Below are 23,166 nucleotides of genomic sequence, written 5' to 3'. Positions count from 1 at the left end.
ATCGCAATTATAGATAGGCGTATGGCGACCTTTCTTCGCATCCTCGGCATTGAAACTAGCTGCGACGAGACGGCGGCTTCCGTCGTCGCGCGCCATGAGGACGGCCGCGGCGAAATCCTCTCCGATATCGTGCTGTCGCAGCTCGACGAGCACAGTGCCTATGGCGGCGTCGTGCCGGAAATCGCGGCGCGTGCGCATGTCGAGGCGCTGGACGGGCTGATCGAGGAAGCGCTCACCCGCGCCAATGTGTCGCTCGACGAGATCGATGCGATTGCCGCGACATCCGGGCCTGGCCTGATCGGCGGCCTGATCGTCGGGCTGATGACGGCCAAGGCGATCGCGCGGGCGGCCGGCAAGCCGCTGATGGCGATCAACCACCTCGAAGGCCATGCCTTGACGGCACGGTTGACCGACGGGCTTTCCTTTCCCTACCTGATGCTGCTCGTGTCCGGCGGCCATACCCAGCTGGTACTGGTGCGCGGCGTCGGCGAATACGAGCGCTGGGGCACGACGATCGACGATGCGCTCGGCGAAGCCTTCGACAAGACGGCAAAACTGCTGGGGCTTCCCTATCCCGGCGGGCCGGCGGTCGAGAAGGCGGCGCTGAAAGGCAACCCGGACCGGTTCTCGCTGCCACGGCCGCTGGTTGGCGAAGCCCGGCTCGACTTTTCCTTCTCGGGCTTGAAGACGGCGGTGCGCCAGGCGGCGACCGAGATCGCGCCGCTCAGCGAGCAGGATATTGCCGATATCTGCGCCTCGTTCCAGAAGGCGGTTTCGCGGACGCTGCGCGACCGTATCGGCCGCGGGCTTGCCCGCTTCAAACAGGAGTTCGCGCATCTCGACGTCGACCGGGCGCTGGTCGTCGCGGGTGGCGTTGCCGCGAACCAGGAAATTCGCCGGACGCTGCAGGCGCTCTGCATCGAGAACGGCTTCCGCTTCATCGCGCCGCCGCTGAGACTCTGCACCGACAATGCGGCGATGATCGCCTGGGCGGGGCTCGAGCGGATGGCGGAAGATCTGCCGGCGGATGGGCTCGACGTGGCGCCGCGCTCGCGCTGGCCGCTCGACAAGGACGCCAAGACCCTGCTCGGGTCCGGCAAGCGAGGAGCCAAGGCATGATTGCTCGGGAACGGATCGTCGTCATCGGCGCCGGCGCTTTCGGAACTGCGCTTGCCGCGGTGATTTCGCTGGAAGGCCGACATCCGGTGACCCTGATCGGCCGCGATCCCTCGCTGATGAGCGATCTGCGCGACGACCGGGTGCACGATGCGGCCCTTCCCGGCGTGCCTTTGCCGGATGCGCTGGAGTTTTCCGCCGAGCCGGACGCGATCGGCGAGGCGAGCCTGGTGCTCTTCGCCATGCCCTCGCAGGCGCAGGCGGATGCGGCGCGGCATTACGGCCCTTATCTGGCAGACGGCGCGGTGGTCGTCACCTGCGCCAAGGGCATCGACAAGTCTTCCGGCCGGTTGCTGACCGACCTGCTGGAGGCGGAATTGCCGCATCATCCGGTCGCGGTGCTTTCGGGGCCTGGTTTTGCGGCGGATATCGCCCGCGGCCTGCCGACGGCGATGGCGATTGCAGCGGGGGACGAGGCCTTGGCGGAACGGCTCGCCAACGCGCTCTCGAGCCGCACCTTCCGCCTCTATGCCTCCAACGACCGGATCGGGGTGCAGCTCGGCGGCGCGCTGAAGAACGTGCTGGCGATTGCCTGCGGCATCATCGAAGGCGCCGGACTCGGCGAATCGGCGCGTGCAGCACTGATCTCGCGCGGGCTTGCGGAAATGTCGCGACTGGTTGAGGCGATGGGCGGCAAGGCGGATACGGTGCGGGGCTTGTCGGGCCTCGGCGATCTGGTGCTGACCGGCACCAGCCATCAATCGCGCAACCTGCGTTTCGGCATCGCGCTCGGGCAAAGTGGCGGTAGCTGGGGCGAGGGCACTCAGGCCGGCGGACCGCTGGTCGAAGGGGCGTTTGCGGCATCCGTCGCGGCGCGTCTGGGCAAGAAATTTTCGGTCGAACTGCCGGTCACCAACGCGGTGGCCGATATCATCGACGGCAAGCTCGATATCATGACGGCCATGGAACAGCTGATGACCCGGCCGATCACCACCGAATAAGACCGTTTTCCCAATAGGATCATGCAAGGAGAGACTGATGCTGTTTGCGTTTCTGTGCACCGACAAGCCCGGCCATCTGAACGTCCGGATGGAAACCCGCCCCACCCATCTGGAGCATCTGAACAAGCTCAATGCCGAGGGCGTGCTGAAGTTCGCAGGCCCGTTCCTCGATGACGACGGCAAGCCGAACGGCAGCCTCGTGGTCGTCGAAGCCGCTGACATGGCCGCCGCCCGGCTGATCGCCGAGGCCGATCCCTATTACCTGGCCGGCCTCTTCGAGAAGGTCGAAGTGAAGGCCTGGAACTGGGTCTTCAACAAGCCGGAGTGAGGCGACAGATGGCATATTGGCTTTACAAATCCGAACCGTCGTCGTGGTCCTGGGAGCAGCAGAAGGCGGCGGGCGAAAAGGGCACCGAATGGACCGGCGTGCGAAACTACCTGGCGCGCAACAACATGCGGGCCATGAAGATCGGCGACAAGGGCTTCTTCTACCACTCGAATGACGGGCTGGAGATCGTCGGCATCGTCGAGGTCTGCGCGCTGTCCCATCCCGATTCGAGCGCCAAAGGCGATCCGAAGTGGGATTGCGTCGACATCCGGGCGGTGACCGACATACCGACCCCGGTGACGCTGAAGGATATCAAGGCGAACCCGAAGTTCGAGAAGATGTCGCTGGTGACGTCGATGCGGCTTTCGGTGCAGCCGGTGACCGACGAGGAATATTTCGAGATCTGCAAGCTCGGCGGTCTCGACAATCCGCCGCGTTAACCTAAAGTGACGGTTGTGCGGAGTGTTGGCTGCACGCCAAGCGATTTTAGGGGGCTTCAATGGGGTCGTTCAGCATTTGGCATTGGTTGATAGTCATTATTTGGTTGGTTGTGTTTGGTTGGCCAATCGCGAAAATTCTGAGGCGAATGGGCTTTTCAGGCTGGTGGGCCGTCATCGCATTTGTTCCGCTGGTCAATATCATTGGCTTGTGGGTCGTTTCTGTCGCCCGTTGGCCCGTCATAGACAGGCAATAAGCGGAAAAATTGAAGACTGATCCCCGGACATTCATCCTTCAAAACACGGATATCGCCGCGCCGCCGCATGTGCCGGAAATCCGGCTGCATCTGGCGAGCGAGGCGCATGACCTCTGGCTGAAGACGGAAGAGGATCTGGAGGAAATCGGCCTGCCGCCGCCGTTCTGGGCGTTTGCCTGGGCGGGCGGGCAGGGCCTTGCCCGCTATATTCTCGATCATCCGGATGTGGTCGCGGGCAAAACGGTACTCGATTTCGCCAGCGGCTCCGGCCTGGTGGCGATTGCCGCGCAGCTTTCCGGCGCCGCCGACGTGCTGGCGGCGGATATCGATCCCTGGGCTGCGAGCGCCATAGCGCTGAATGCCGCGGAGAACGGGGTGGTAATCCGCTCCACAGCCGACGACCAGATCGGCGAGGTGGTCGGGGCGGATGTCATCCTGGCTGGCGATGTCTTCTACGACCGGGATTTTGCGGCGGCCTTGATACCGTGGTTCACGCGGCTTGCGGATGAGGGGAAACTGGTCCTGATCGGCGATCCGGGCCGCAGCTATCTTCCGAAGGACCGGCTCGAATCGCTGGCGGTCTACCAGGTGCCGGTCACCCGGGCGCTGGAAGACAGCGAAGTGAAGAAGACGACCGTTTGGCGGTTTGTTTAGCTTCGAGCAGATAATGCCGCGTCTCAGTTCCCGCCGCGGATGACGCAGACGCCGGCTTCGTAGGAACAGGCGTTTCCGAAACCGCGCAGGCCTGTGCCGACATCGATGATCTTGGCCCTTGGGGCAAGCACCACGCGACCTTCTTCTCCCTGCCAGTAGCCTTCCGAAAAGTAGCGTGAAAAATGAATGCCGAAGTCGGGGATCGGGGGAGCCTGCAGCGGTCCGCTGAAAATGCCGAGCCTGCGGACGAACGATGCCGTGCCGGTGTAGAAAACGCGGAAGCTTTCCACGTTGGATGCGCCGTCGTCCTGTTCGACCCAGTGATTGCCGCCGAGGCGGTAGACGCTGCTGTCGGCGCCGCGCCAGCCGTCGCGGGCATTGGCGGCGGATGCGAGCGACGCAAAAAGCGCCGCAGCGACCAGGACAGGCTTGATGCGATTCGCGATCATGGCGAAACTCCGGAGAACATGATTAACGAAACGTTACCATAAAACGGCTCGTCACGTCCCGGCGGCAACGAAATCTTTCGAAATTGTAGTTAATGTGACGGCCGGGTTTGAACCACGCCAGCCACGAGAAAGACACAATCGATTAAATTGAAAATCGGTTTGAATTGTTCTTGTCGTCCGACATCCGTGCGATTAAACCACGCCAATGATGCAATGCACATTTCTTCGGCACCGTGCATTGCTGGGCGCCCGCCCTTGATACCGCATACGACGCCGCGAGGTTCTGATGGCGAATGTGACAAATAACCGGCCTCTGTCGCCGCATCTGCAAATCTACAAGTTCATTCCCACCATGGCGATGTCGATCGTCCACCGCATTACCGGTGGCGCGCTCTACGTCGGCACGTTGCTGGTCGCCGCCTGGCTGATCGCGGCCGCATCCGGCGAGCAATATTTCAACCAGGTCAACTGGCTGTTCGGCTCGATCATCGGACAGGTCGTGCTGTTCGGCTATACCTGGGCCCTTCTTCACCATCTGCTCGGCGGCCTGCGCCACATCATGTGGGACATCGGCTACGGTTTCGAGAAGGAATTCTCGACCATGCTGGCCAAGGCCAATCTCGTGGCTTCCATCGCGCTGACCGTTCTGGTCTGGGCGATCGTGCTCATCGTTCGCTGAGGAGATTGATCATGGATATGCGCACTCCTCTCGGAAAAGTCCGCGGCCTCGGCTCCGCCAAGAGCGGCACGGAGCATTTCTGGCGTGTCCGCACGACCGCGGTCGCACTCGTGCCGCTTCTTCTCTTCTATGTCGTCTTCCTGATCATCTATGCAGGCAAGCCTTATGCCGAAGTGGTGGGCGCGCTGGCCAATCCCTTCGTCGCAACGATCAACGGGCTGACGGTCGTCGCCAGCATCATCCACATGCGTCTCGGCATGGAAGAGATCATCCAGGACTACATCCATTCCGAAGCCACGAAGATCGTTCTTCTGATCCTCAACGCCTTCTTTTCCCTCGCGGTGGGCGGCCTCTGTCTTTTCGCCGTCCTGAAAATCGCATTTGCAGGATAACCCCGTCATGGCATCCGTCACCCCCATCGCCCAGAACGGCAAGGCCTATACCTATGTCGACCATTCCTATGACGTGATCGTCGTCGGCGCCGGTGGTGCTGGCCTTCGCGCCACGCTCGGCATGGCTGAACAGGGTTTCAAGACCGCCTGCATCACCAAGGTCTTCCCGACCCGCTCTCACACCGTCGCAGCTCAGGGCGGCATCGCCGCCTCGCTGCAGAACATGACGCCGGATAGCTGGCAGTGGCACCTTTACGACACGGTCAAGGGCTCCGACTGGCTCGGCGACGTCGATGCCATGCAGTACATGGTCATGGAAGCGCCGAAGGCCGTCTACGAACTCGAGCATTACGGCGTGCCCTTCTCGCGTAACGAGGAAGGCAAGATCTACCAGCGCCCGTTCGGCGGCCACATGCAGAACTTTGGCGCCGGCCCGCCGGTGCAGCGCACCTGCGCCGCGGCAGACCGCACCGGCCACGCCATCCTGCACACGCTCTACGGCCAGTCGCTGAAGAACAATGCGGAATTCTTCATCGAATATTTCGCGCTCGACCTGATCATGTCGGATGACGGGCGCTGCACCGGCGTCGTCGCGTGGAACCTCGATGACGGCACGATCCACCGCTTCGCCGCCAAGATGGTGGTGCTGGCGACCGGCGGTTACGGCCGCGCCTATTTCTCGGCGACATCAGCCCATACCTGCACCGGCGACGGCGGCGGCATGGTGGCTCGCGCCGGCCTGCCTTTGCAGGACATGGAATTCGTGCAGTTCCACCCGACCGGCATCTACGGCTCTGGCTGTCTGATCACCGAAGGCGCGCGCGGCGAAGGCGGTTACCTCGTCAATTCCGAGGGCGAGCGCTTTATGGAACGCTACGCACCTTCGGCGAAGGACCTCGCCTCGCGCGACGTCGTCTCGCGCTGCATGACGCTGGAAATCCGCGAAGGCCGCGGCGTCGGCAAGAACAAGGACCACATCTTCCTGCATCTCGACCATCTCGATCCGGCCGTTCTGCACGAGCGCCTGCCGGGCATTTCCGAGAGCGCCAAGATCTTTGCGGGCGTCGACGTGACGCGGGAGCCGATCCCGGTCCTGCCGACCGTGCATTACAACATGGGCGGCATCCCGACCAACTTCTACGGCGAGGTGCTCAATGCCGACAGCGCCAATCCGGAGCGTCTGCTGCCGGGCCTGATGGCCGTCGGCGAGGCGGGCTGCGCCTCGGTTCACGGCGCCAACCGCCTCGGCTCCAACTCGCTGATCGACCTCGTGGTGTTCGGCCGCGCCGCCGCGATCCGCGCCGGCGAGGTGATCAACAAGGCCGAGCCGATCCCGGCGCTCAACATCGCCGCCTGCGACAAGATCATGGACCGTTTCGACCGCCTGCGGAACGCCAACGGCGGAACGCCGACCGCGGTGCTGCGCGACAAGATGCAGCGCACCATGCAGGACGACGCCGCCGTGTTCCGCACCCAGGAATCGCTGGAATCGGGCTGCAAGCGCATGTCGGCGATCTGGGGCGAGCTGAAGGACATCAAGGTCACCGACCGTTCGATGATCTGGAACTCGGACCTTGTCGAGACGCTGGAACTGGAAAACCTGATGGCGAACGCGATCGCCACGGTGGTCGGCGCGGAAGCCCGCAAGGAAAGCCGCGGCTCCCACGCCCGCGAGGACTACACATCCGGCCCGTTCGGCGGCCGCGACGACGAGAACTGGCGCAAGCACACGCTTGCCTGGGTCAGCGACAACGGCGACGTCAAGCTAGACTATCGCCCGGTTCACACCGAGCTCATCGCCGAAGGCATCGATCCGCACAAGATCGAGCCGAAGGCACGCGTGTACTGATCTGAGGGAACTGGACCATGGTTGAACTCGCTCTCCCCAAGAACTCTCAGATGACCGAAGGCAAGACCTGGCCGAAGCCGGCTGGTGCCAAGAACGTCCGGGAATTCCGCATCTACCGCTGGAGCCCGGATGACGGCCAGAACCCGCGCATCGACACCTATTATATCGATGTCGACGATTGCGGCCCGATGGTTCTCGACGGTCTGCTCTACATCAAGAACAATATCGACCCGACGCTGACGTTGCGCCGCTCCTGTCGCGAGGGCATCTGCGGCTCCTGCGCGATGAACATCGACGGCACCAACACGCTCGCCTGCACCAAGGGCATGGACGACGTGAAGGGCACCGTGAAGGTCTATCCGCTGCCGCATATGCCTGTGGTCAAGGACCTGGTTCCGGACCTCACCAACTTCTACGCCCAGCACCGCTCGATCGAGCCCTGGCTGAAGACGGTTTCGCCGCCGCCGGCCAAGGAATGGAAGCAGAGCCACGAAGACCGCCAGAAGCTCGACGGCCTCTACGAGTGCATCCTGTGCGCCTGCTGCTCGACCTCCTGTCCGAGCTACTGGTGGAACGGCGACCGGTATCTCGGCCCGGCCACCCTTTTGCAGGCCTATCGCTGGCTGATCGATAGCCGCGACGAAGCCAAGGGCGAGCGCCTCGACAATCTCGAGGACCCGTTCCGGCTCTATCGCTGCCACACGATCATGAACTGCGCCCAGACCTGCCCCAAGGGCCTGAACCCGGCCAAGGCGATCGCCGAGATCAAGAAGATGATGGTCGAGCGCCGCGTCTGAGGCGTTCTCGGCAATTTGATGCCTCATTCGGTCCCCGCGTCGGCGGGACCGGATGCATTGCAGCATTCTTCTTGATCAGCCATGCCGAATTGTTCCAGTACGACTTGATTAACCAAGGTGGTTTACGATAATTCGGTCTCAATTCAGTGGCATCGGTGGCGGGTCAAGCTGAAAGCAGGAGTTAGATGATGCAGTTCAGATACGTGGCGACGGGACTTGTTCTTGCCTTGGCACTGGCGGGTTGCCAGCGCACTTCATATAGCCCCTATAGCGATCTGCCTGCTCAACCCTCTCAGCCCGCTCCGCTTCAGGCGCAGCCCGTGCCGTCCGTTCAGGGCGGCCAGTTGCCGCCGCCTGCCGGTGCTTCCCAGTTCCCGAGCGCGCCCGGCGCAAATCCTGCCATGGCGTCGGCCAACCCGGCCGCACCGCCAGCGAGTGCGCTCGACGTCAAGAAGGAAGCGATGGTCGGCAACTGGCGCGTTTCCAACGGCGGTTCGTCCTGCGACATGTTCCTGACGCTCACCAATCTCGGCGGTGGTTCGCGCGGCGGTACCCGCGGCTGTGCCGGTGAATTGACGGCAATGGGTTCGTGGGAAGTGTCCGGCAAGATGGTCCAGTTCAAGAACCGGGCCGGCGACGTGATCGGACGCGTCTACAAGAGCGCCGAGAACCGCTTTGACGGCACGATGAATTCCGGTCAGCAAGTCAGCCTCAGCCGTTAAGCGGCCCCCGCAATTTCGAGGGCGTCCGGTTGGAACCCATCCCCGAATACACGACGAGTGTCGGTGAGGAGCTGAGAGCCCTCACCGCATCCGGCGTATTGACCGCCGATCGGGCCCAGCTTTCGGTTGCCGCCAAACTCGACCATCTGCTGACCTGCCTTCGCGAGACGAGGCCGGCGAAGAAGAAAAGCTCGCTCGGCTGGCTTTTTGCCAAGGGCGGCGGCCGCCCCCGCGAAATCCGCGGGCTCTATGTGCATGGCAGCGTCGGGCGTGGCAAGACCATGCTGATGGACATGTTCTTCAAGAAGGCGCCAACGACGAAGAAACGCCGGGCGCATTTCCACGAATTTATGGCGGATGTGCACAACCGCATCCACGACCACCGCCAGAAGCTGAAACGCGGCGAGACCAAGCAGGCCGATCCCGTGCCGCCGGTCGCTGCAGCCCTCTTTGCGGAGGCCGAACTCCTCTGCTTCGACGAATTCTCGGTCACCGACATCACCGACGCGATGATCCTGGCGCGGCTGTTCACGGAGCTGTTCGGGCTCGGCTGTGTTCTTGTCGCCACCTCAAACGTTGCGCCGGACGATCTCTACAGGGACGGGCTGAACCGCGGCCTCTTCCTGCCGTTTATCGCGCTGCTCAACCGGTATGTCGACGTGGTCACCCTCGATTCACCCAACGACTACCGTATGCAGAAGCTCGCAAGCCTGCCGGTCTACGTGACGCCGCTCGACGCGCGCGCCGACGCGGCAATGGAATCCGCCTGGCACCAGGTGACCGAGGGCGAGAAGGCGGCGCCTGCCGAGATCCCGATAAAGGGCCGCAGCATCCATGTGCCGTCGGCCGCCGGGCGGGCGGCGCGCTTCGATTTCAAGGACATCTGCGGCAAGCCGCTGGGCGCGACGGACTATCTGGCGCTCGCCGATCGCTTCGACGCGATCTTCGTCGAGCGCGTTCCGCAGCTCGGGCCGGAGAAGCGCAACGAAACCAAACGGCTGATCAATCTCGTCGACACGCTCTACGACCACACGGTCCGGCTTTACGTATCGGCAGCGACAGCGCCGGAAGGTATCCTCCTGGAGCGAAAAGGCACAGAAGGCTTCGAGTTCGACCGCACCATCTCGCGTCTTTTCGAGATGCGCAGCCCTGACTATCTTGCGCTGCACCAGGAAAAGCGCCGCGGACTTTAACGGTTTGGTGACAGAAATTCTTACGTTTACGTAAGAATTTTGATATCTAACCGATTGAAAAAGTTGAGCGGAAAATAATCGATTGCCATTTTGAGCGGATAGGGCTATGCGGTCTGGCACATTGGTAGGCGAGCCGTAGTCTGCCAAGGATTCGGATCTCGAAAGGAAGCTTTTCGATGGCGCGCAAGAAGATCGCACTTATTGGTTCTGGCATGATTGGTGGCACGCTGGCGCATCTCGCCAGCCTGAAGGAACTGGGCGACATCGTCCTCTTCGACATTGCCGACGGCATTCCGCAGGGCAAGGGCCTCGATATCGCCCAGTCCGGCCCGGTCGAGGGCTTCAATGCCAAGCTTTCCGGCGCCAGCGATTACGCGGCCATTGAAGGTGCCGACGTCTGCATCGTCACCGCCGGTGTCGCCCGCAAGCCGGGCATGAGCCGCGACGACCTGCTCGGCATCAACTTGAAGGTCATGGAACAGGTCGGTGCCGGCATCAAGAAATATGCCCCGAACGCCTTCGTGATCTGCATCACCAACCCGCTCGACGCGATGGTCTGGGCTCTCCAGAAGTTCTCCGGCCTGCCGAAGAACATGGTTGTCGGCATGGCCGGCGTGCTCGACTCGGCTCGCTTCCGTCTCTTCCTCTCCGAAGAATTCAACGTTTCCGTCCAGGACGTCACCGCCTTCGTTCTCGGCGGCCACGGCGACACGATGGTGCCGCTCGCCCGTTACTCGACCGTCGGCGGCGTACCGCTCACCGACCTCGTCAAGATGGGCTGGGTCACCAAGGAACGTCTCGAAGAAATCATCCAGCGCACCCGTGACGGCGGCGCTGAAATCGTCGGCCTGCTGAAGACCGGTTCGGCCTATTACGCTCCGGCCGCTTCGGCGATTGAAATGGCCGAATCCTTCCTCAAGGACAAGAAGCGCGTTCTCCCGGCTGCCGCCTATCTCTCCGGCCAGTACGGTGTGAAGGACATGTATGTCGGCGTTCCGACGATCATCGGCGCCGGCGGCGTCGAGCGCATCATCGAGGTCGAGTTCAACAAGGACGAAGAAGCCGCCTTCCAGAAGTCCGTCGGCGCCGTTGCCGGCCTCTGCGAAGCCTGCACCAACATCGCCCCGGCTCTCAAGTAATTGACGCGCTGAAGTCATCGAAACAGGGATAAACCCATGAACATTCATGAATATCAGGCCAAGGCTCTGCTGAAGGGCTATGGCGCGCCGGTTGCGGAAGGTGTCGCGATCCTGAAGGCTGACGAGGCCGAGGCGGCTGCGAAGTCGCTGCCGGGTCCGCTTTACGTCGTCAAGAGCCAGATCCATGCGGGCGGCCGCGGCAAAGGCAAGTTCAAGGAACTCGGCCCCGACGCCAAGGGCGGCGTTCGCCTGGCCTTCTCGATCGAAGAAGCCAAGGCGCATGCCAAGGAAATGCTCGGCAACACGCTGGTGACCGCGCAGACCGGCGAAGCTGGCAAGCAGGTCAACCGCCTCTATATCGAAGACGGCGCCGATATTGCCCGCGAACTCTATTGCTCGCTGCTGGTGGACCGCTCGGTCGGCCGCGTCGCATTCGTGGTTTCGACCGAAGGCGGCATGGACATCGAAGCCGTCGCCCACGATACGCCTGAGAAGATCCACACGATCGCCATCGATCCGGAAGCCGGCGTAACGGCTGCGGACATTGCTGCGATCTCCAAGGCTCTGGAACTCGACGGCGCTGCCGCGGAAGATGCCAAGTCGCTCTTCCCGCTGCTCTACAAGGCCTTCAACGAGAAGGACATGGCCCTTCTCGAGATCAATCCGCTGATCGTCATGAAGAACGGCCACCTGCGCGTTCTCGACGCGAAGATGTCGTTCGATGGCAATGCGCTCTTCCGTCACGACGACGTCAAGGCGCTGCGCGACGAGACTGAAGAAGACGCCAAGGAAATCGAGGCCTCCAAGTGGGACCTCGCTTACGTGGCGCTCGACGGCAATATCGGCTGCATGGTCAACGGCGCCGGTCTCGCCATGGCGACGATGGATATCATCAAGCTCTACGGCAAGGAGCCGGCTAACTTCTGCGACGTCGGCGGCGGCGCCGGCAAGGAGAAGGTGGCTGCGGCCTTCAAGATCATCACTGCGGACCCGAAGGTCGAGGGCATCCTCGTCAACATCTTCGGCGGCATCATGCGCTGCGACGTCATCGCCGAAGGCGTTGTCGCGGCGGTGCAGGAAGTCGGCTTGAAGGTTCCGCTCGTGGTGCGCCTCGAAGGCACCAATGTCGAACTCGGCAAGAAGATCCTGAATGAATCTGGTCTCGCTATCACGGCGGCTGACGACCTTGACGACGCGGCGAAGAAGATCGTCGCGGCGATCGAAGCCTAACCTGGAAGGACCGGAACCAATGTCTATTCTCGTCAACAAAGACACCAAGGTCATCGTCCAGGGCCTGACCGGCAAGACCGGCACCTTCCACACGGAGCAGGCGCTCGCCTACTACGGCACCAAGATGGTAGGTGGCGTTCATCCGAAGAAGGGCGGCGAATCGTGGTCCTCCGGCGTCGACGGTACGGCGCTGCCGATTTTCACCTCTGTTGCCGAAGCCAAGGAACGCACGGGCGCCGATGCGACCGTGATCTACGTTCCGCCGGCAGGCGCAGCTGACGCGATCATCGAGGCGATCGAAGCCGAAGTCCCGTTCATCACCTGCATCACCGAAGGCATTCCGGTCATGGACATGGTGCGCGTCAAGGCTCGCCTCGACCGTTCCAAGTCGCGACTGCTCGGCCCCAACTGCCCGGGCATCCTGACCCCGGAAGAATGCAAGATCGGCATCATGCCGGGCTCGATCTTCCGCAAGGGTTCGGTCGGCATCGTTTCCCGCTCGGGCACGCTCACCTATGAGGCCGTGTTCCAGACGTCCAACGAAGGCCTCGGCCAGACGACGGCTGTCGGCATCGGCGGCGACCCGGTCAAGGGCACCGAGTTCATCGACGTCCTGGAAATGTTCCTCGCCGACGACGCCACCACCTCGATCATCATGATCGGCGAAATCGGCGGTTCGGCGGAAGAAGACGCGGCGCAGTTCCTCAAGGACGAAGCCAGACAAGGCCGCAGCAAGCCGATGGCCGGCTTCATCGCAGGTCGTACCGCTCCGAAGGGCCGCACCATGGGTCATGCCGGTGCTGTGGTTTCCGGCGGCAAGGGTGACGCGGAATCGAAGATCGCGGCCATGGAATCGGCAGGCATCAAAGTGTCGCCGTCCCCGGCCCGTCTCGGCAAGACCTTGGTTGAAGTCCTGAAGGGCTGACGCCACATAAAGGACACTCGCCACCCCCAGATAGATAGGTGGCGATTGATCCGACAAGCTTCGGACAGGCGAAGCGCCACATTGTTTCGCCTGTCTATGTTTTGCGTCTCTTAATCTTAGGGGACGTGTGACCGCCAAGGGCGGTTCGGTACCAAGACGAAGACCAAGAAAATGCGGAGGCCAGAGATATTTTCCGGCTCCGATTACGTCAGGAGGCGGGCGCGGCGCCCGCAGATAACCATGGCACGGCAAGAAGCCAACGAGCAGTTCCTCATCACCTCTTTCCTCGACGGACAGAACGCGGCCTATATCGAGCAGCTTCATGCGCGGTATGAGGACGAACCGACATCCGTCTCGCCGGAATGGCAGGCCTTCTTCAAGGCGCTCGCCGACAATCCGGACGATGTGAAGGCGGCCGCCAAGGGAGCCTCGTGGCAGCGCAAGAACTGGCCGATCACGGCCAACGGCGAACTGGTGTCGGCACTCGACGGCAACTGGCCGATCGTCGAAAAGGCGATCGAAACGAAGGTCAAGGCGAAGGCGGAAGCGACTGCTGCCGCGACCGGCAAGCCGGTCAACGAAACCGATGTGCTGCAGGCGACGCGCGATAGCGTCCGCGCCATCATGATGATCCGCGCCTACCGCATGCGCGGCCACCTGCATGCCAAGCTCGATCCGCTCGGCATTGCCAGCGCGGTCGAGGACTATAACGAACTGTCGCCGTCCGCTTACGGCTTCACCGAAGCAGACTACGACCGCAAGATCTTCATCGACAACGTGCTCGGCCTCGAATACGCGACGCTGCGCCAGATGATCGAGATTCTGGAGCGGACCTATTGCTCGACGCTCGGTGTCGAGTTCATGCACATCTCCAATCCGGAAGAAAAGTCCTGGATCCAGGAACGTATCGAAGGCCCGGGCAAGGGCGTCGAATTCACGCCGGAAGGCAAGAAGGCGATTCTTTCCAAGCTCGTCGAAGCGGAAGGTTACGAACAGTTCCTCGACGTCCGGTTCAAGGGCACCAAGCGCTTCGGCCTCGACGGTGGTGAATCGCTGATCCCGGCGCTCGAACAGATCATCAAGCGCGGCGGCCAGGAAGGCCTTGAAGAAGTCGTTCTCGGCATGCCGCACCGCGGCCGCCTGAACGTGCTCACCAACGTCATGCACAAGCCGCATCGCGCGGTGTTCCACGAGTTCAAGGGCGGTTCGTTCAAGCCGGACGAAGTCGAAGGTTCGGGCGACGTCAAGTACCATCTCGGCGCTTCGTCGGACCGCGAGTTCGACGGCAACAAGGTTCACATGTCGCTGACGGCTAACCCGTCGCATCTGGAAATCGTCAACCCGGTGGTCATGGGCAAGGCTCGCGCCAAGCAGGACATGCTCGCCAAGGCCTGGGACGGCGATATCATTCCGCTGAAGGAACGCTCCAAGGTTCTGCCTCTTCTGCTGCACGGCGATGCCGCGTTTGCGGGCCAGGGCGTCGTGGCCGAAATCCTCGGCCTGTCGGGCCTGCGCGGCCATCGCGTTGCCGGCACGATGCACGTCATCGTCAATAACCAGATCGGCTTCACCACCAATCCGGCCTTCTCGCGTTCGTCGCCTTATCCGTCCGACGTCGCAAAGATGATCGAGGCGCCGATCTTCCACGTCAATGGCGACGATCCGGAAGCGGTCGTCTATGCCGCCAAGGTCGCGACCGAATACCGGATGAAGTTCCACAAGCCGGTCGTCATCGACATGTTCTGCTACCGCCGCTTCGGTCATAACGAAGGCGACGAGCCGGCGTTCACGCAGCCGAAGATGTACAAGGTCATCCGCGCCCACAAGACCGTCGCGCAGATCTATGCCGACCGCCTGATCGCCGAAGGTCTCGTCACCGACGGCGAATTCGAGAAGATGAAGGCCGACTGGCGCGCCAATCTCGAAACCGAGTTCGAGGCCGGCCAGAGCTACAAGCCGAACAAGGCCGACTGGCTGGACGGCCAGTGGTCGGGCCTGCGCTCGGCCGACAATGCCGACGAACAGCGCCGCGGCAAGACTGCGATGCCGATGAAGGAACTGAGGGAAATCGGCCGCAAGCTGGCGACCATTCCGGAAGGCTTCAACGCGCACCGCACCATCAAGCGGTTCATGGAGAACCGTTCGCAGATGGTCGAGACCGGCGAAGGCATCGACTGGGCCATGGCGGAAGCCCTGGCATTCGGCTCGCTTGCCGTCGAAGGCACCAAGATCCGCCTCTCCGGTCAGGATTGCGAACGCGGCACGTTCTCGCAGCGTCACTCGGTTCTCTACGATCAGGACACCGAAGAGCGCTACATCCCGCTCGCCAACCTGTCGCCGACCCAGGCTCGTTACGAAGTCATCAACTCGATGCTTTCGGAAGAGGCGGTACTCGGCTTCGAATACGGTTATTCGCTTGCCCGTCCGAATGCGCTGACCCTCTGGGAAGCCCAGTTCGGCGACTTCGCCAACGGTGCGCAGGTCGTGTTCGACCAGTTCATCTCGTCTGGTGAACGCAAGTGGCTGCGCATGTCCGGTCTCGTCTGCCTTCTGCCGCACGGTTATGAAGGCCAGGGTCCGGAACACTCTTCGGCCCGCCTGGAACGCTGGCTGCAGATGTGTGCCGAAGACAACATGCAGGTCGCCAACGTCACGACGCCGGCCAACTACTTCCACATCCTGCGCCGGCAGACGAAGCGCGACTTCCGTAAGCCGCTGATCCTGATGACGCCGAAGTCGCTGCTGCGCCACAAGCGGGCCACCTCGACGCTTGCCGAAATGGCCGGCGAATCGGCCTTCCATCGCCTCCTCTGGGACGATGCGGAGGTCATCAAGGATGGTCCGATCAAGCTGCAGAAGGATGCCAAGATCCGTCGCGTCGTGCTCTGCACCGGCAAGGTCTATTACGACCTTCTCGAAGAGCGCGAAAAGCGCGGCATCGACGACATCTACCTGCTGCGCATCGAACAGCTCTATCCGTTCCCGGCCAAGGCCCTGATCAACGAGCTCTCCCGCTTCCGCAATGCGGAAATGGTCTGGTGCCAGGAAGAGCCGAAGAACATGGGCGCATGGTCGTTCATCGACCCGTATCTGGAATGGGTTCTGGCGCATATCGATGCCAAGTATCAGCGTGTCCGGTATACGGGCCGGCCGGCAGCGGCCTCGCCTGCAACGGGCCAGATGTCGAAGCATCTCGCACAGCTCGAAGCCTTCCTCGAAGACGCGCTCGGCGGCTGATTCCCAGCCGCTCCTTCACTTTTCACAGACACAACCTGACAAACACGGAAACAGATCATGGCCACCGAAATCCGCGTCCCCACTCTCGGCGAGTCCGTCAGCGAGGCAACTGTCGGCACCTGGTTCAAGAAGGTCGGCGATACGGTCAAGGCCGACGAGCCGCTCCTCGAGCTCGAAACGGACAAGGTGACCGTCGAGGTTCCGTCGCCGGCCGCCGGCGTTCTAACCGAGATTGTCGCCGCCAATGGCGAGACCGTCGGCCTCGGCGCCCTGCTCGGCCAGATCGCCGCAGGTGCTGCTGGTGCCGCGACCGCTGCTCCGGCTGCAAAACCCGCCGAAGCCGCGCCGGCCAAGGCTGCCGAACCGGCTGCTCCCGCGCCGGTCGCTGCCGCCGCCAGCGCTTCTGCTGCCGCCACCTCGATGCCGCCGGCTCCGGCTGCTGCAAAGGTCGCTGCGGACAACTACATCTCGACTGCTGATATCGATGGTTCGGGCAAGCGTGGCCAGGTTCTGAAGGGCGATGTGATCGCTGCCGTTGCCAAGGGCATTTCCGCTCCGGCACAGGCGCCTGCCGCTCCGGCGGCACCGCGTCCGGTTTCCTCGGCCGATGACGCATCCCGCGAAGAGCGTGTGAAGATGACGCGCCTGCGCCAGACGATCGCCCGCCGCCTCAAGGATGCCCAGAACACCGCCGCCATGCTGACCACCTATAACGAGGTGGACATGAAGGCGGTCATGGACCTGCGCAACCGCTACAAGGACGTGTTCGAGAAGAAGCATGGCGTCAAGCTCGGCTTCATGGGCTTCTTCACCAAGGCCGTGACCCACGCGCTGAAGGAACTGCCGGCCGTCAACGCCGAGATCGACGGCACCGACATCATCTACAAGAACTACTGCCATGTCGGCGTCGCCGTCGGCACCGACAAGGGCCTCGTGGTGCCGGTCGTGCGCAATGCCGACCAGATGTCGATCGCCGAAATCGAGAAGGATATCGGCCGCCTCGGCAAGCTTGCCCGTGATGGCGCGCTCTCGATGGCCGACATGCAGGGCGGCACGTTCACCATCTCGAACGGCGGCGTCTACGGTTCGCTGATGTCTTCGCCGATCCTCAACGCCCCGCAGTCCGGCATTCTCGGCATGCACAAGATCCAGGACCGTCCGGTCGTCATCGGCGGCCAGATCGTCATCCGTCCGATGATGTATCTCGCGCTCTCCTACGATCACCGTATGGTCGACGGCAAGGAAGCCGTGACTTTCCTGGTGCGCGTCAAGGAAAGCCTCGAAGATCCGGAACGCCTGGTTCTCGATCTCTAAGCCGGGAACGAACCCATGGAAACGCTCGGGGTTACCGCAACGCCATACATGACGCTGCTGGCCTTGAGCGTTGTCCTTCTTGTGTTCCATGTTCTGCTGCAGGGTACGCTCTCCACCCGCGAGCTTGGTCGTGAATGGAACGCAGGGCCGCGGGACGAGGGACTGGCGCCGGGGGACAAGTTCGCGGGGCGTGCCGCGCGTGCTTCGAAGAATTTCCAGGAGACCTATCCGGCTTTCGTCGGCCTGCTGCTTGGCGTCGCCTTTGCCGGACACGACGCGTCCGGCTGGGGGCTGATCGGCGGCTGGATCTGGCTGGTCTCCCGGGTCGTCTATATCCCGCTCTACATGGGAGGGGTGCCCTATATCCGCTCCCTCGTCTGGACGGTGAGCCTGATCGGGCTTCTCGCCATGACCATCGTGCTGTTCCGGTGACGCCATGACCGCATCCTTGAAAACATGGCTTCCGATATTCTGCCTGGTGCCGGGTATGGCGCTGGCCGCGGAGCGATGTGCCATCGAGAAGGCCGTATTCGTCGAGGCGACCGCCGGGACCGTGCTTGCGTTCAAGCCTGTCGGTTCGGACGCCGCCGTGGTCAGCCATCTCTTCACGATCACCGGGGGCAAGCTGAAGCTCGACGGCAACGTCATGTATGACGAGGAATCCAAGCGTCCGGGTGGCATGGTGACGAACAATTGCCCGCAGGGTGATGCGACCGGCGCCGAACTTCGAGCCTGCACGGTCTGGACCGGCGTACCCTATGCCCTTGATGTGGCGACCGGCCATATCGACATATTGGGCGCGGCCGATGCCCCGGCGCCGGACGCGATCCTGATGCCGGGCTTCGGCCCGTCGATCCGACATTCGACGCTATGGGGCAAGAGCGGTCTGAAACAGGTCCCCTGGGACCTGTACCAATTCAAGGAATGCAAGGCATGAGCGAAGACCCTGTTCTCCTGGTGACCGGCGGAAGCCGCGGCATCGGCGCGGCGGTCTCGCTGATGGCCGCCAGCCGTGGTTGGCGGGTGGCGGTGAACTACGCCTCCAATCGGCAGGCGGCTGAAAAGGTGGTTTCGGAAATCGAGGCCGCCGGCAGCGAGGCGATAGCGGTCCAGGCTGATATCGGCAATGCGGCCGAGATCGTCGCGATGTTTCAGGCGGTCGACCGACATTTCGGGCAGCTCGACGGGCTGGTCAACAATGCCGGGATCGTCGACATGCCGCAGCGCATCGACGAGATGAGCGCCGAACGCATCGAGCGGATGATGCGGATCAATGTCACGGGTTCGATCCTGTGTGCCGGGGAAGCGGTGCGCCGCATGTCGACGAGACATGGCGGCAAGGGCGGCGCGATCGTCAACATCTCATCGATGGCGGCCAAGCTGGGATCCCCGGGGCAATATGTCGACTACGCAGCTTCGAAGGCAGCGATCGACACGCTGACCATCGGCCTGGCACGCGAAGTCGCGACCGAAGGTGTGCGCGTCAATGCGATCCGCCCGGGCATCATCGACACGGATATCCATGCATCCGGCGGGCTGCCGGACCGGGCGCGCGACATGGCGCCCAGCGTTCCCATGCAACGGCCGGGCAGGGCGGAAGAGGTGGCGGATGCCGTCCTCTATTTTCTGTCGCCAGCGGCCTCCTATGTAACCGGCGCCATACTCGACGTGAGCGGCGGGCGCTAAGAGATGAAGAGAAGGAAAAAGAACTATGGCATATGATCTCGTCGTCATCGGAAGCGGCCCCGGCGGTTACGTCTGCGCGGTGAAGGCTGCCCAGCTCGGCCTCAAGGTCGCGGTCGTGGAAAAGCGCGCCACCTATGGCGGGACCTGCCTCAACATCGGCTGCATCCCTTCCAAGGCGCTGCTGCACGCTTCCGAAATGTTCGCCCACGCCGCCCACGGCATGGATGCGCTCGGCGTCGAGGTTTCCGCGCCAAAACTCAATCTTGAAAAGATGATGGCCCACAAGGACGCGACCGTTAAGTCGAACGTCGACGGGGTCTCCTTTCTGTTCAAGAAGAACAAGATCGACGGCTTCATCGGCACCGGCAAGATCGTCTCGGCCGGCAAGGTCTCGGTGACCGGCGACGACGGCAAGGTCCAGGAACTTGAAACCAAGAACATCGTCATCGCCACCGGCTCCGACGTTGCGGGCATTCCGGGCGTCAATGTCGAGATCGACGAGAAGGTGATCATCTCGTCGACCGGCGGCATCGCGCTCGAAAAGGTGCCGGCGCACCTGATCGTGGTCGGCGGTGGCGTCATCGGCATGGAGCTCGGTTCGGTCTGGTCGCGCCTCGGCGCCAAGGTCACCGTGATCGAATATCTCGACAAGCTGCTCGGCGGCATGGACGGCGAAGTCTCCAAGCAGTTCCAGCGCATGATGGCCAAGCAGGGCATGGATATCCGCACGGATGCCAAGGTCACCGGCGTCGAAAAGACCGCCAATGGTGCCAAGGTCACCTACGAGCCGGTCAAGGGCGGTGAGGCCCAGACGCTGGAGGCCGACGTGGTGCTGATCTCTACCGGGCGCAAGCCCTACACGGCAGGCCTCGGCCTGGAAGAAGCGGGCGTCAAGCTCGACAACCGCGGCCGCGTCGAGATCGACGGGCACTTCAAGACCAATGTCGAAGGCATCTATGCGATCGGCGACGTGGTCAAGGGACCGATGCTTGCCCACAAGGCGGAAGACGAAGGTGTGGCGATGGCGGAAATCCTCGCCGGCCAGCACGGCCATGTGAACTACGACGTCATCCCGAGCGTCGTCTATACCCAGCCGGAAGTGGCGTCCGTGGGCAAGACCGAGGAAGAGCTGAAGGCTGCGGGCATCGCCTACAAGGTCGGCAAGTTCCCGTTCACGGCGAACGGCCGCGCTCGCGCCATGCTGGCGACGGACGGTTTCGTGAAGTTCCTGGCCGACAAGGACACCGACCGGGTTCTCGGCGGCCATATCGTGGGTTTCGGCGCCGGCGAAATGATCCACGAGATTGCCGTGCTGATGGAATTCGGCGGTTCGTCGGAAGACCTCGGCCGCACCTGCCATGCCCATCCGACGATGTCGGAAGCGGTCAAGGAGGCAGCGCTCGCGACTTTCTTCAAGCCGATCCATATGTGAACGCCTCCAGCGCTTTCATGCCGGTATGATCGGGAAGGGTGGGACATCGTCCTGCCCTTTCGCCGTTTGGGAGGTCTACCCCTCGAAACGGCCCGTGGCATCACGATCGCGCTCGTAACGCCTGGCGAGCGGAAACGGCGGTAACCAGGCCTCCCGGCGGATGATCCAGCTTTCGTAGGTTGGCGTCAGCTGGTCGGGAGCATCCAGGGATCCGAGGTTGACTTCGATCTCGTCCGCGGTGCGTGCGAAAACCGAGGAGCCGCAGCGCGGACAGAAAAACCGCCCGGCGTAATCGCGTGTCTCGCCTTCGACCGTCACCGCATCCTGGGGAAATATCGCGGAAGCGTGGAAAAGCGCTCCATGATGTTTGCGGCAGTCGAGACAGTGACAGATGCCGACCCGGTACGGCAGCCCCGACGCCACAATTCGCACGCTGCCGCACAGGCAACCGCCGGTAAATCGATCCATATCGCGTCTCCTCCAAGATCAAGCGGCGGAAATTTTTACACCGACCAGCGCCTTCGGTGCAATTGTCCGGAGCGAACGACAATGATGATCACTTCCAGCCGAACACACGGCCTGGAATTACGATTGGTCAATTCCCGGATTAAATCTTGGACATGGTTGCCGCTTTTGCTTGAGCATCCGGCAAACGGACCTAGACTGGATTCCATCACTCTAACCTTCTGAAAAAGGTCAAGAAAATGGCTTCCTCCTTCACAGTTCCGCAGCGTATCCTACATTGGCTGATGGCGGCGCTGATCCTGTTCAACCTGCTTTTCACCGACGCCATGGAGACTGCCGGGCGGCTGATGTTCCGCGGTCAGGCACTAACGCCGGAGCAGGTGAGTGCGGCGAATATCCACGCCTATGTCGGTATCAGCGTGCTGGTCCTCGGCCTGATCCGGCTCTGTCTGCGGCTGGTGCAAGGTGTTCCGCCGGAGCCGCGGCAAGAGCCTCCATTCCTGCGGGCTGTGGTGAAGATCAGTCACTGGGCTTTTTACGCGCTCTTCGTCGCCATGCCCCTGGCTGGCATCGGCGCGTGGTATTTCGGAAACAAGACTGCCGCCTTTGCTCATACGGGGCCGCTGAAAATTTTGATGTGGGCATTGATCGTCGCCCATATCGGCGGGGCGCTGGTGCATCAGTTCTACTGGAAGACCGATGTGCTGAAGCGGATGACGAGTGGCCGATGAAGGATGGACGGCGTCAGTTGATCGCCGTCACCTTGAAGCCCTGTTTCCGGAAGAGCTCGACAAGGCCTTCCTCGCCCGGCAGGTGAAGGGCGCCGACAGCCATAAAGGCGCCGCCCTGGTCGAGGATGGAAGCCGCCCGATCGGCCATCACGTGGTTGCGTTTGCTGACGACGAGGTTTTCGAAGTCGCCATATCCGGCCTCGTCTTCGGTGCCGTCGGGTGCCACGGCTTTCAGCATCGGCATGGCAAGGCCGATATTGCCTGAGAGATAGACGTCGGTCAGCGTCTCGAAAACGTCGTCGACGCGCCGGCCGAGCTTGATGGTCTCGATCAGCGACTTGAGGTGAAGCTCGATCGGGATGGCGTTGAGTGCCGCCGCCTGTTCTTCGAGCGTTTCCAGCCCTTTGACCGGTTTGCCCTCGGCGGTGGCCTGCTCGGCGATCTTCTTGTCGAGAAAGGCGATGTTCTGTGCCTTGCGGGCGAGCTCGCAAGCCGGCACAGAAACGAGCGCCATCAGCATCCACGGCCGCATGCGCGAAACGGCCGAGAGCGGCACTCCGCGGGCCTTCAGGCCGGTTTCAAGCAGCGCGACATCGTCCTTCGGCAAGAGCGAATCGATCGTGTTGCCATCCGTCAACATCATCAGTTCCGGTTTGGCCAGCATCTTGGCCATGGCCTTCTTCTCGTCGATGACCTCGTCGGATTCGATGATGATGGTCTTCGCCTTGGAATGGGCTTCGGCAGCGCCGAGCGGCATTTTCAACACCCGCGGGTCGGAGACGTGCATGGTGCCGAGCAGGTAAGAGGCTTGAAGCCCGTCCTTCTCGATCTTCCAGAAGGTGCCCTTGCCGTTCGGCACCTTGGCGGCCTCGCCGACGATCTGGTCGTAGAGCGGCGATTTTTCGGCCTTCATCTCTTCGAGAAGGTTCTTGCCGTCACAGGCCGGCGTTTCCGCCCGTGCCGGGGACAATGAGCCGAGGATGAGAAGCAGAGAGGCGAGCGCCGCGACATGCGCGGCCGCGATCAGCCACAGCACGAAGCCTTGGGCGCGCTTCACCAAAGCGCCGGAGGGGGAGGCAAAGGCGGGAGTCATCATGTCATCCGTCTGAAAGTTGCCGACATATTAGCGATGG

24 protein-coding genes are annotated in these 23,166 nt (G+C 62.4%); 21 read left to right on the top strand and 3 right to left on the bottom strand.

Going from position 1 to position 23,166, the window contains the following annotated elements:
• Window positions 1–21 precede the first annotated feature (21 nt).
• The 5 genes from tsaD to ACZ9IU_RS20620 all read left to right on the top strand — a co-directional run bounded on the left by tsaD (window position 22) and on the right by ACZ9IU_RS20620 (window position 3,793).
• Window positions 22–1,119: a tRNA (adenosine(37)-N6)-threonylcarbamoyltransferase complex transferase subunit TsaD gene (tsaD, locus tag ACZ9IU_RS20640; protein WP_038546541.1), complete on the top strand. Its 1,098-nt coding sequence runs from the start codon at window positions 22–24 to the stop codon at window positions 1,117–1,119.
• Window positions 1,116–2,117, top strand: a complete 1,002-nt coding sequence (locus ACZ9IU_RS20635; RefSeq protein WP_038546538.1) for an NAD(P)H-dependent glycerol-3-phosphate dehydrogenase — start codon at window positions 1,116–1,118, stop codon at window positions 2,115–2,117. The genes tsaD and ACZ9IU_RS20635 overlap by 4 nt, the downstream gene beginning before the upstream one ends.
• Before the next feature lie 37 nt (window positions 2,118–2,154).
• Window positions 2,155–2,445: a YciI-like protein gene (locus tag ACZ9IU_RS20630; protein ID WP_038546535.1), complete on the top strand. Its 291-nt coding sequence runs from the start codon at window positions 2,155–2,157 to the stop codon at window positions 2,443–2,445.
• An 8-nt stretch (window positions 2,446–2,453) separates the two neighbouring features.
• The gene (locus tag ACZ9IU_RS20625; protein ID WP_038546531.1) at window positions 2,454–2,885 is read left to right on the top strand and encodes an EVE domain-containing protein; all 432 of its coding nucleotides are present in this window, start codon (window positions 2,454–2,456) and stop codon (window positions 2,883–2,885) included.
• Window positions 2,886–3,148: 263 nt separating this feature from the next.
• On the top strand, window positions 3,149–3,793 hold the full coding sequence (locus tag ACZ9IU_RS20620) for a class I SAM-dependent methyltransferase (protein WP_038546528.1): 645 nt from the start codon (window positions 3,149–3,151) through the stop codon (window positions 3,791–3,793).
• 23 nt (window positions 3,794–3,816) lie between these two features.
• Here the strand turns inward: ACZ9IU_RS20620 and ACZ9IU_RS20615 are convergent, their stop codons facing one another.
• Window positions 3,817–4,242 (bottom strand): hypothetical protein, encoded by a 426-nt coding sequence (locus ACZ9IU_RS20615; protein WP_038546527.1) that lies wholly within the window; start codon window positions 4,240–4,242, stop codon window positions 3,817–3,819.
• 286 nt (window positions 4,243–4,528) lie between these two features.
• On the opposite strand from ACZ9IU_RS20615, the gene sdhC reads away from it, so the two are divergent.
• The 15 genes from sdhC to lpdA all read left to right on the top strand — a co-directional run bounded on the left by sdhC (window position 4,529) and on the right by lpdA (window position 20,837).
• Window positions 4,529–4,921 carry a succinate dehydrogenase, cytochrome b556 subunit gene (gene sdhC, locus ACZ9IU_RS20610; protein WP_038546525.1) on the top strand — a complete coding sequence of 131 codons (393 nt, stop codon included), beginning with the start codon at window positions 4,529–4,531 and terminating at the stop codon, window positions 4,919–4,921.
• 11 nt (window positions 4,922–4,932) lie between these two features.
• Window positions 4,933–5,313: a succinate dehydrogenase, hydrophobic membrane anchor protein gene (gene sdhD, locus ACZ9IU_RS20605; protein ID WP_038546523.1), complete on the top strand. Its 381-nt coding sequence runs from the start codon at window positions 4,933–4,935 to the stop codon at window positions 5,311–5,313.
• Between the two features lie 7 nt (window positions 5,314–5,320).
• The gene (gene sdhA / locus ACZ9IU_RS20600) at window positions 5,321–7,162 is read left to right on the top strand and encodes a succinate dehydrogenase flavoprotein subunit (protein WP_038546521.1); all 1,842 of its coding nucleotides are present in this window, start codon (window positions 5,321–5,323) and stop codon (window positions 7,160–7,162) included.
• A 17-nt stretch (window positions 7,163–7,179) separates the two neighbouring features.
• Complete coding sequence (locus tag ACZ9IU_RS20595; RefSeq protein ID WP_037081594.1) at window positions 7,180–7,959, top strand: succinate dehydrogenase iron-sulfur subunit; 780 nt, start codon at window positions 7,180–7,182, stop codon at window positions 7,957–7,959.
• A 188-nt stretch (window positions 7,960–8,147) separates the two neighbouring features.
• Entirely contained in the window at window positions 8,148–8,681 is a 534-nt protein-coding gene (locus tag ACZ9IU_RS20590; RefSeq protein ID WP_038549776.1) for a protease inhibitor Inh/omp19 family protein, read from the top strand.
• A gap of 29 nt (window positions 8,682–8,710) precedes the next feature.
• Window positions 8,711–9,874: a cell division protein ZapE gene (gene zapE, locus ACZ9IU_RS20585; RefSeq protein WP_038546519.1), complete on the top strand. Its 1,164-nt coding sequence runs from the start codon at window positions 8,711–8,713 to the stop codon at window positions 9,872–9,874.
• A gap of 176 nt (window positions 9,875–10,050) precedes the next feature.
• A complete protein-coding gene (mdh, locus tag ACZ9IU_RS20580; RefSeq protein ID WP_038546517.1) occupies window positions 10,051–11,013 on the top strand; it encodes a malate dehydrogenase in 963 nt (320 codons plus the stop codon).
• Window positions 11,014–11,049: 36 nt separating this feature from the next.
• Window positions 11,050–12,243: an ADP-forming succinate--CoA ligase subunit beta gene (sucC, locus tag ACZ9IU_RS20575; RefSeq protein ID WP_038546514.1), complete on the top strand. Its 1,194-nt coding sequence runs from the start codon at window positions 11,050–11,052 to the stop codon at window positions 12,241–12,243.
• A 19-nt stretch (window positions 12,244–12,262) separates the two neighbouring features.
• The gene (gene sucD / locus ACZ9IU_RS20570) at window positions 12,263–13,168 is read left to right on the top strand and encodes a succinate--CoA ligase subunit alpha (RefSeq protein ID WP_038546513.1); all 906 of its coding nucleotides are present in this window, start codon (window positions 12,263–12,265) and stop codon (window positions 13,166–13,168) included.
• A gap of 240 nt (window positions 13,169–13,408) precedes the next feature.
• Window positions 13,409–16,405 carry a 2-oxoglutarate dehydrogenase E1 component gene (locus tag ACZ9IU_RS20565; protein WP_038546511.1) on the top strand — a complete coding sequence of 999 codons (2,997 nt, stop codon included), beginning with the start codon at window positions 13,409–13,411 and terminating at the stop codon, window positions 16,403–16,405.
• A gap of 57 nt (window positions 16,406–16,462) precedes the next feature.
• Window positions 16,463–17,719 (top strand): 2-oxoglutarate dehydrogenase complex dihydrolipoyllysine-residue succinyltransferase, encoded by a 1,257-nt coding sequence (gene odhB / locus ACZ9IU_RS20560; RefSeq protein WP_038546509.1) that lies wholly within the window; start codon window positions 16,463–16,465, stop codon window positions 17,717–17,719.
• A 15-nt stretch (window positions 17,720–17,734) separates the two neighbouring features.
• Window positions 17,735–18,151, top strand: coding sequence for an MAPEG family protein (locus tag ACZ9IU_RS20555; RefSeq protein WP_038546506.1), 417 nt, complete (start codon window positions 17,735–17,737; stop codon window positions 18,149–18,151).
• 4 nt (window positions 18,152–18,155) lie between these two features.
• On the top strand, window positions 18,156–18,656 hold the full coding sequence (locus ACZ9IU_RS20550; RefSeq protein ID WP_080719233.1) for a hypothetical protein: 501 nt from the start codon (window positions 18,156–18,158) through the stop codon (window positions 18,654–18,656).
• A complete protein-coding gene (locus ACZ9IU_RS20545) occupies window positions 18,653–19,405 on the top strand; it encodes an SDR family oxidoreductase (RefSeq protein ID WP_038546504.1) in 753 nt (250 codons plus the stop codon). The genes ACZ9IU_RS20550 and ACZ9IU_RS20545 overlap by 4 nt, the downstream gene beginning before the upstream one ends.
• A gap of 25 nt (window positions 19,406–19,430) precedes the next feature.
• On the top strand, window positions 19,431–20,837 hold the full coding sequence (lpdA, locus tag ACZ9IU_RS20540) for a dihydrolipoyl dehydrogenase (protein WP_038546502.1): 1,407 nt from the start codon (window positions 19,431–19,433) through the stop codon (window positions 20,835–20,837).
• Between the two features lie 75 nt (window positions 20,838–20,912).
• On the opposite strand, the gene ACZ9IU_RS20535 is transcribed toward lpdA, so the two are convergent.
• The gene (locus tag ACZ9IU_RS20535; RefSeq protein ID WP_038546500.1) at window positions 20,913–21,305 is read right to left on the bottom strand and encodes a GFA family protein; all 393 of its coding nucleotides are present in this window, start codon (window positions 21,303–21,305) and stop codon (window positions 20,913–20,915) included.
• A 236-nt stretch (window positions 21,306–21,541) separates the two neighbouring features.
• Between ACZ9IU_RS20535 and ACZ9IU_RS20530 the strand changes: the two genes are divergently transcribed.
• Window positions 21,542–22,033 carry a cytochrome b gene (locus tag ACZ9IU_RS20530; protein WP_038546498.1) on the top strand — a complete coding sequence of 164 codons (492 nt, stop codon included), beginning with the start codon at window positions 21,542–21,544 and terminating at the stop codon, window positions 22,031–22,033.
• Window positions 22,034–22,046: 13 nt separating this feature from the next.
• Here ACZ9IU_RS20530 and ACZ9IU_RS20525 read toward each other — a convergent pair whose 3' ends face one another.
• The gene (locus ACZ9IU_RS20525) at window positions 22,047–23,126 is read right to left on the bottom strand and encodes a TraB/GumN family protein (RefSeq protein ID WP_038549771.1); all 1,080 of its coding nucleotides are present in this window, start codon (window positions 23,124–23,126) and stop codon (window positions 22,047–22,049) included.
• Window positions 23,127–23,166: the final 40 nt, after the last annotated feature.

Source organism: Mesorhizobium sp. USDA 4132 (assembly GCF_056279545.1).
The sequence above is the reverse complement of the archived record's forward strand: the minus strand, read 5'-3'. Positions and strand labels throughout refer to the sequence as shown.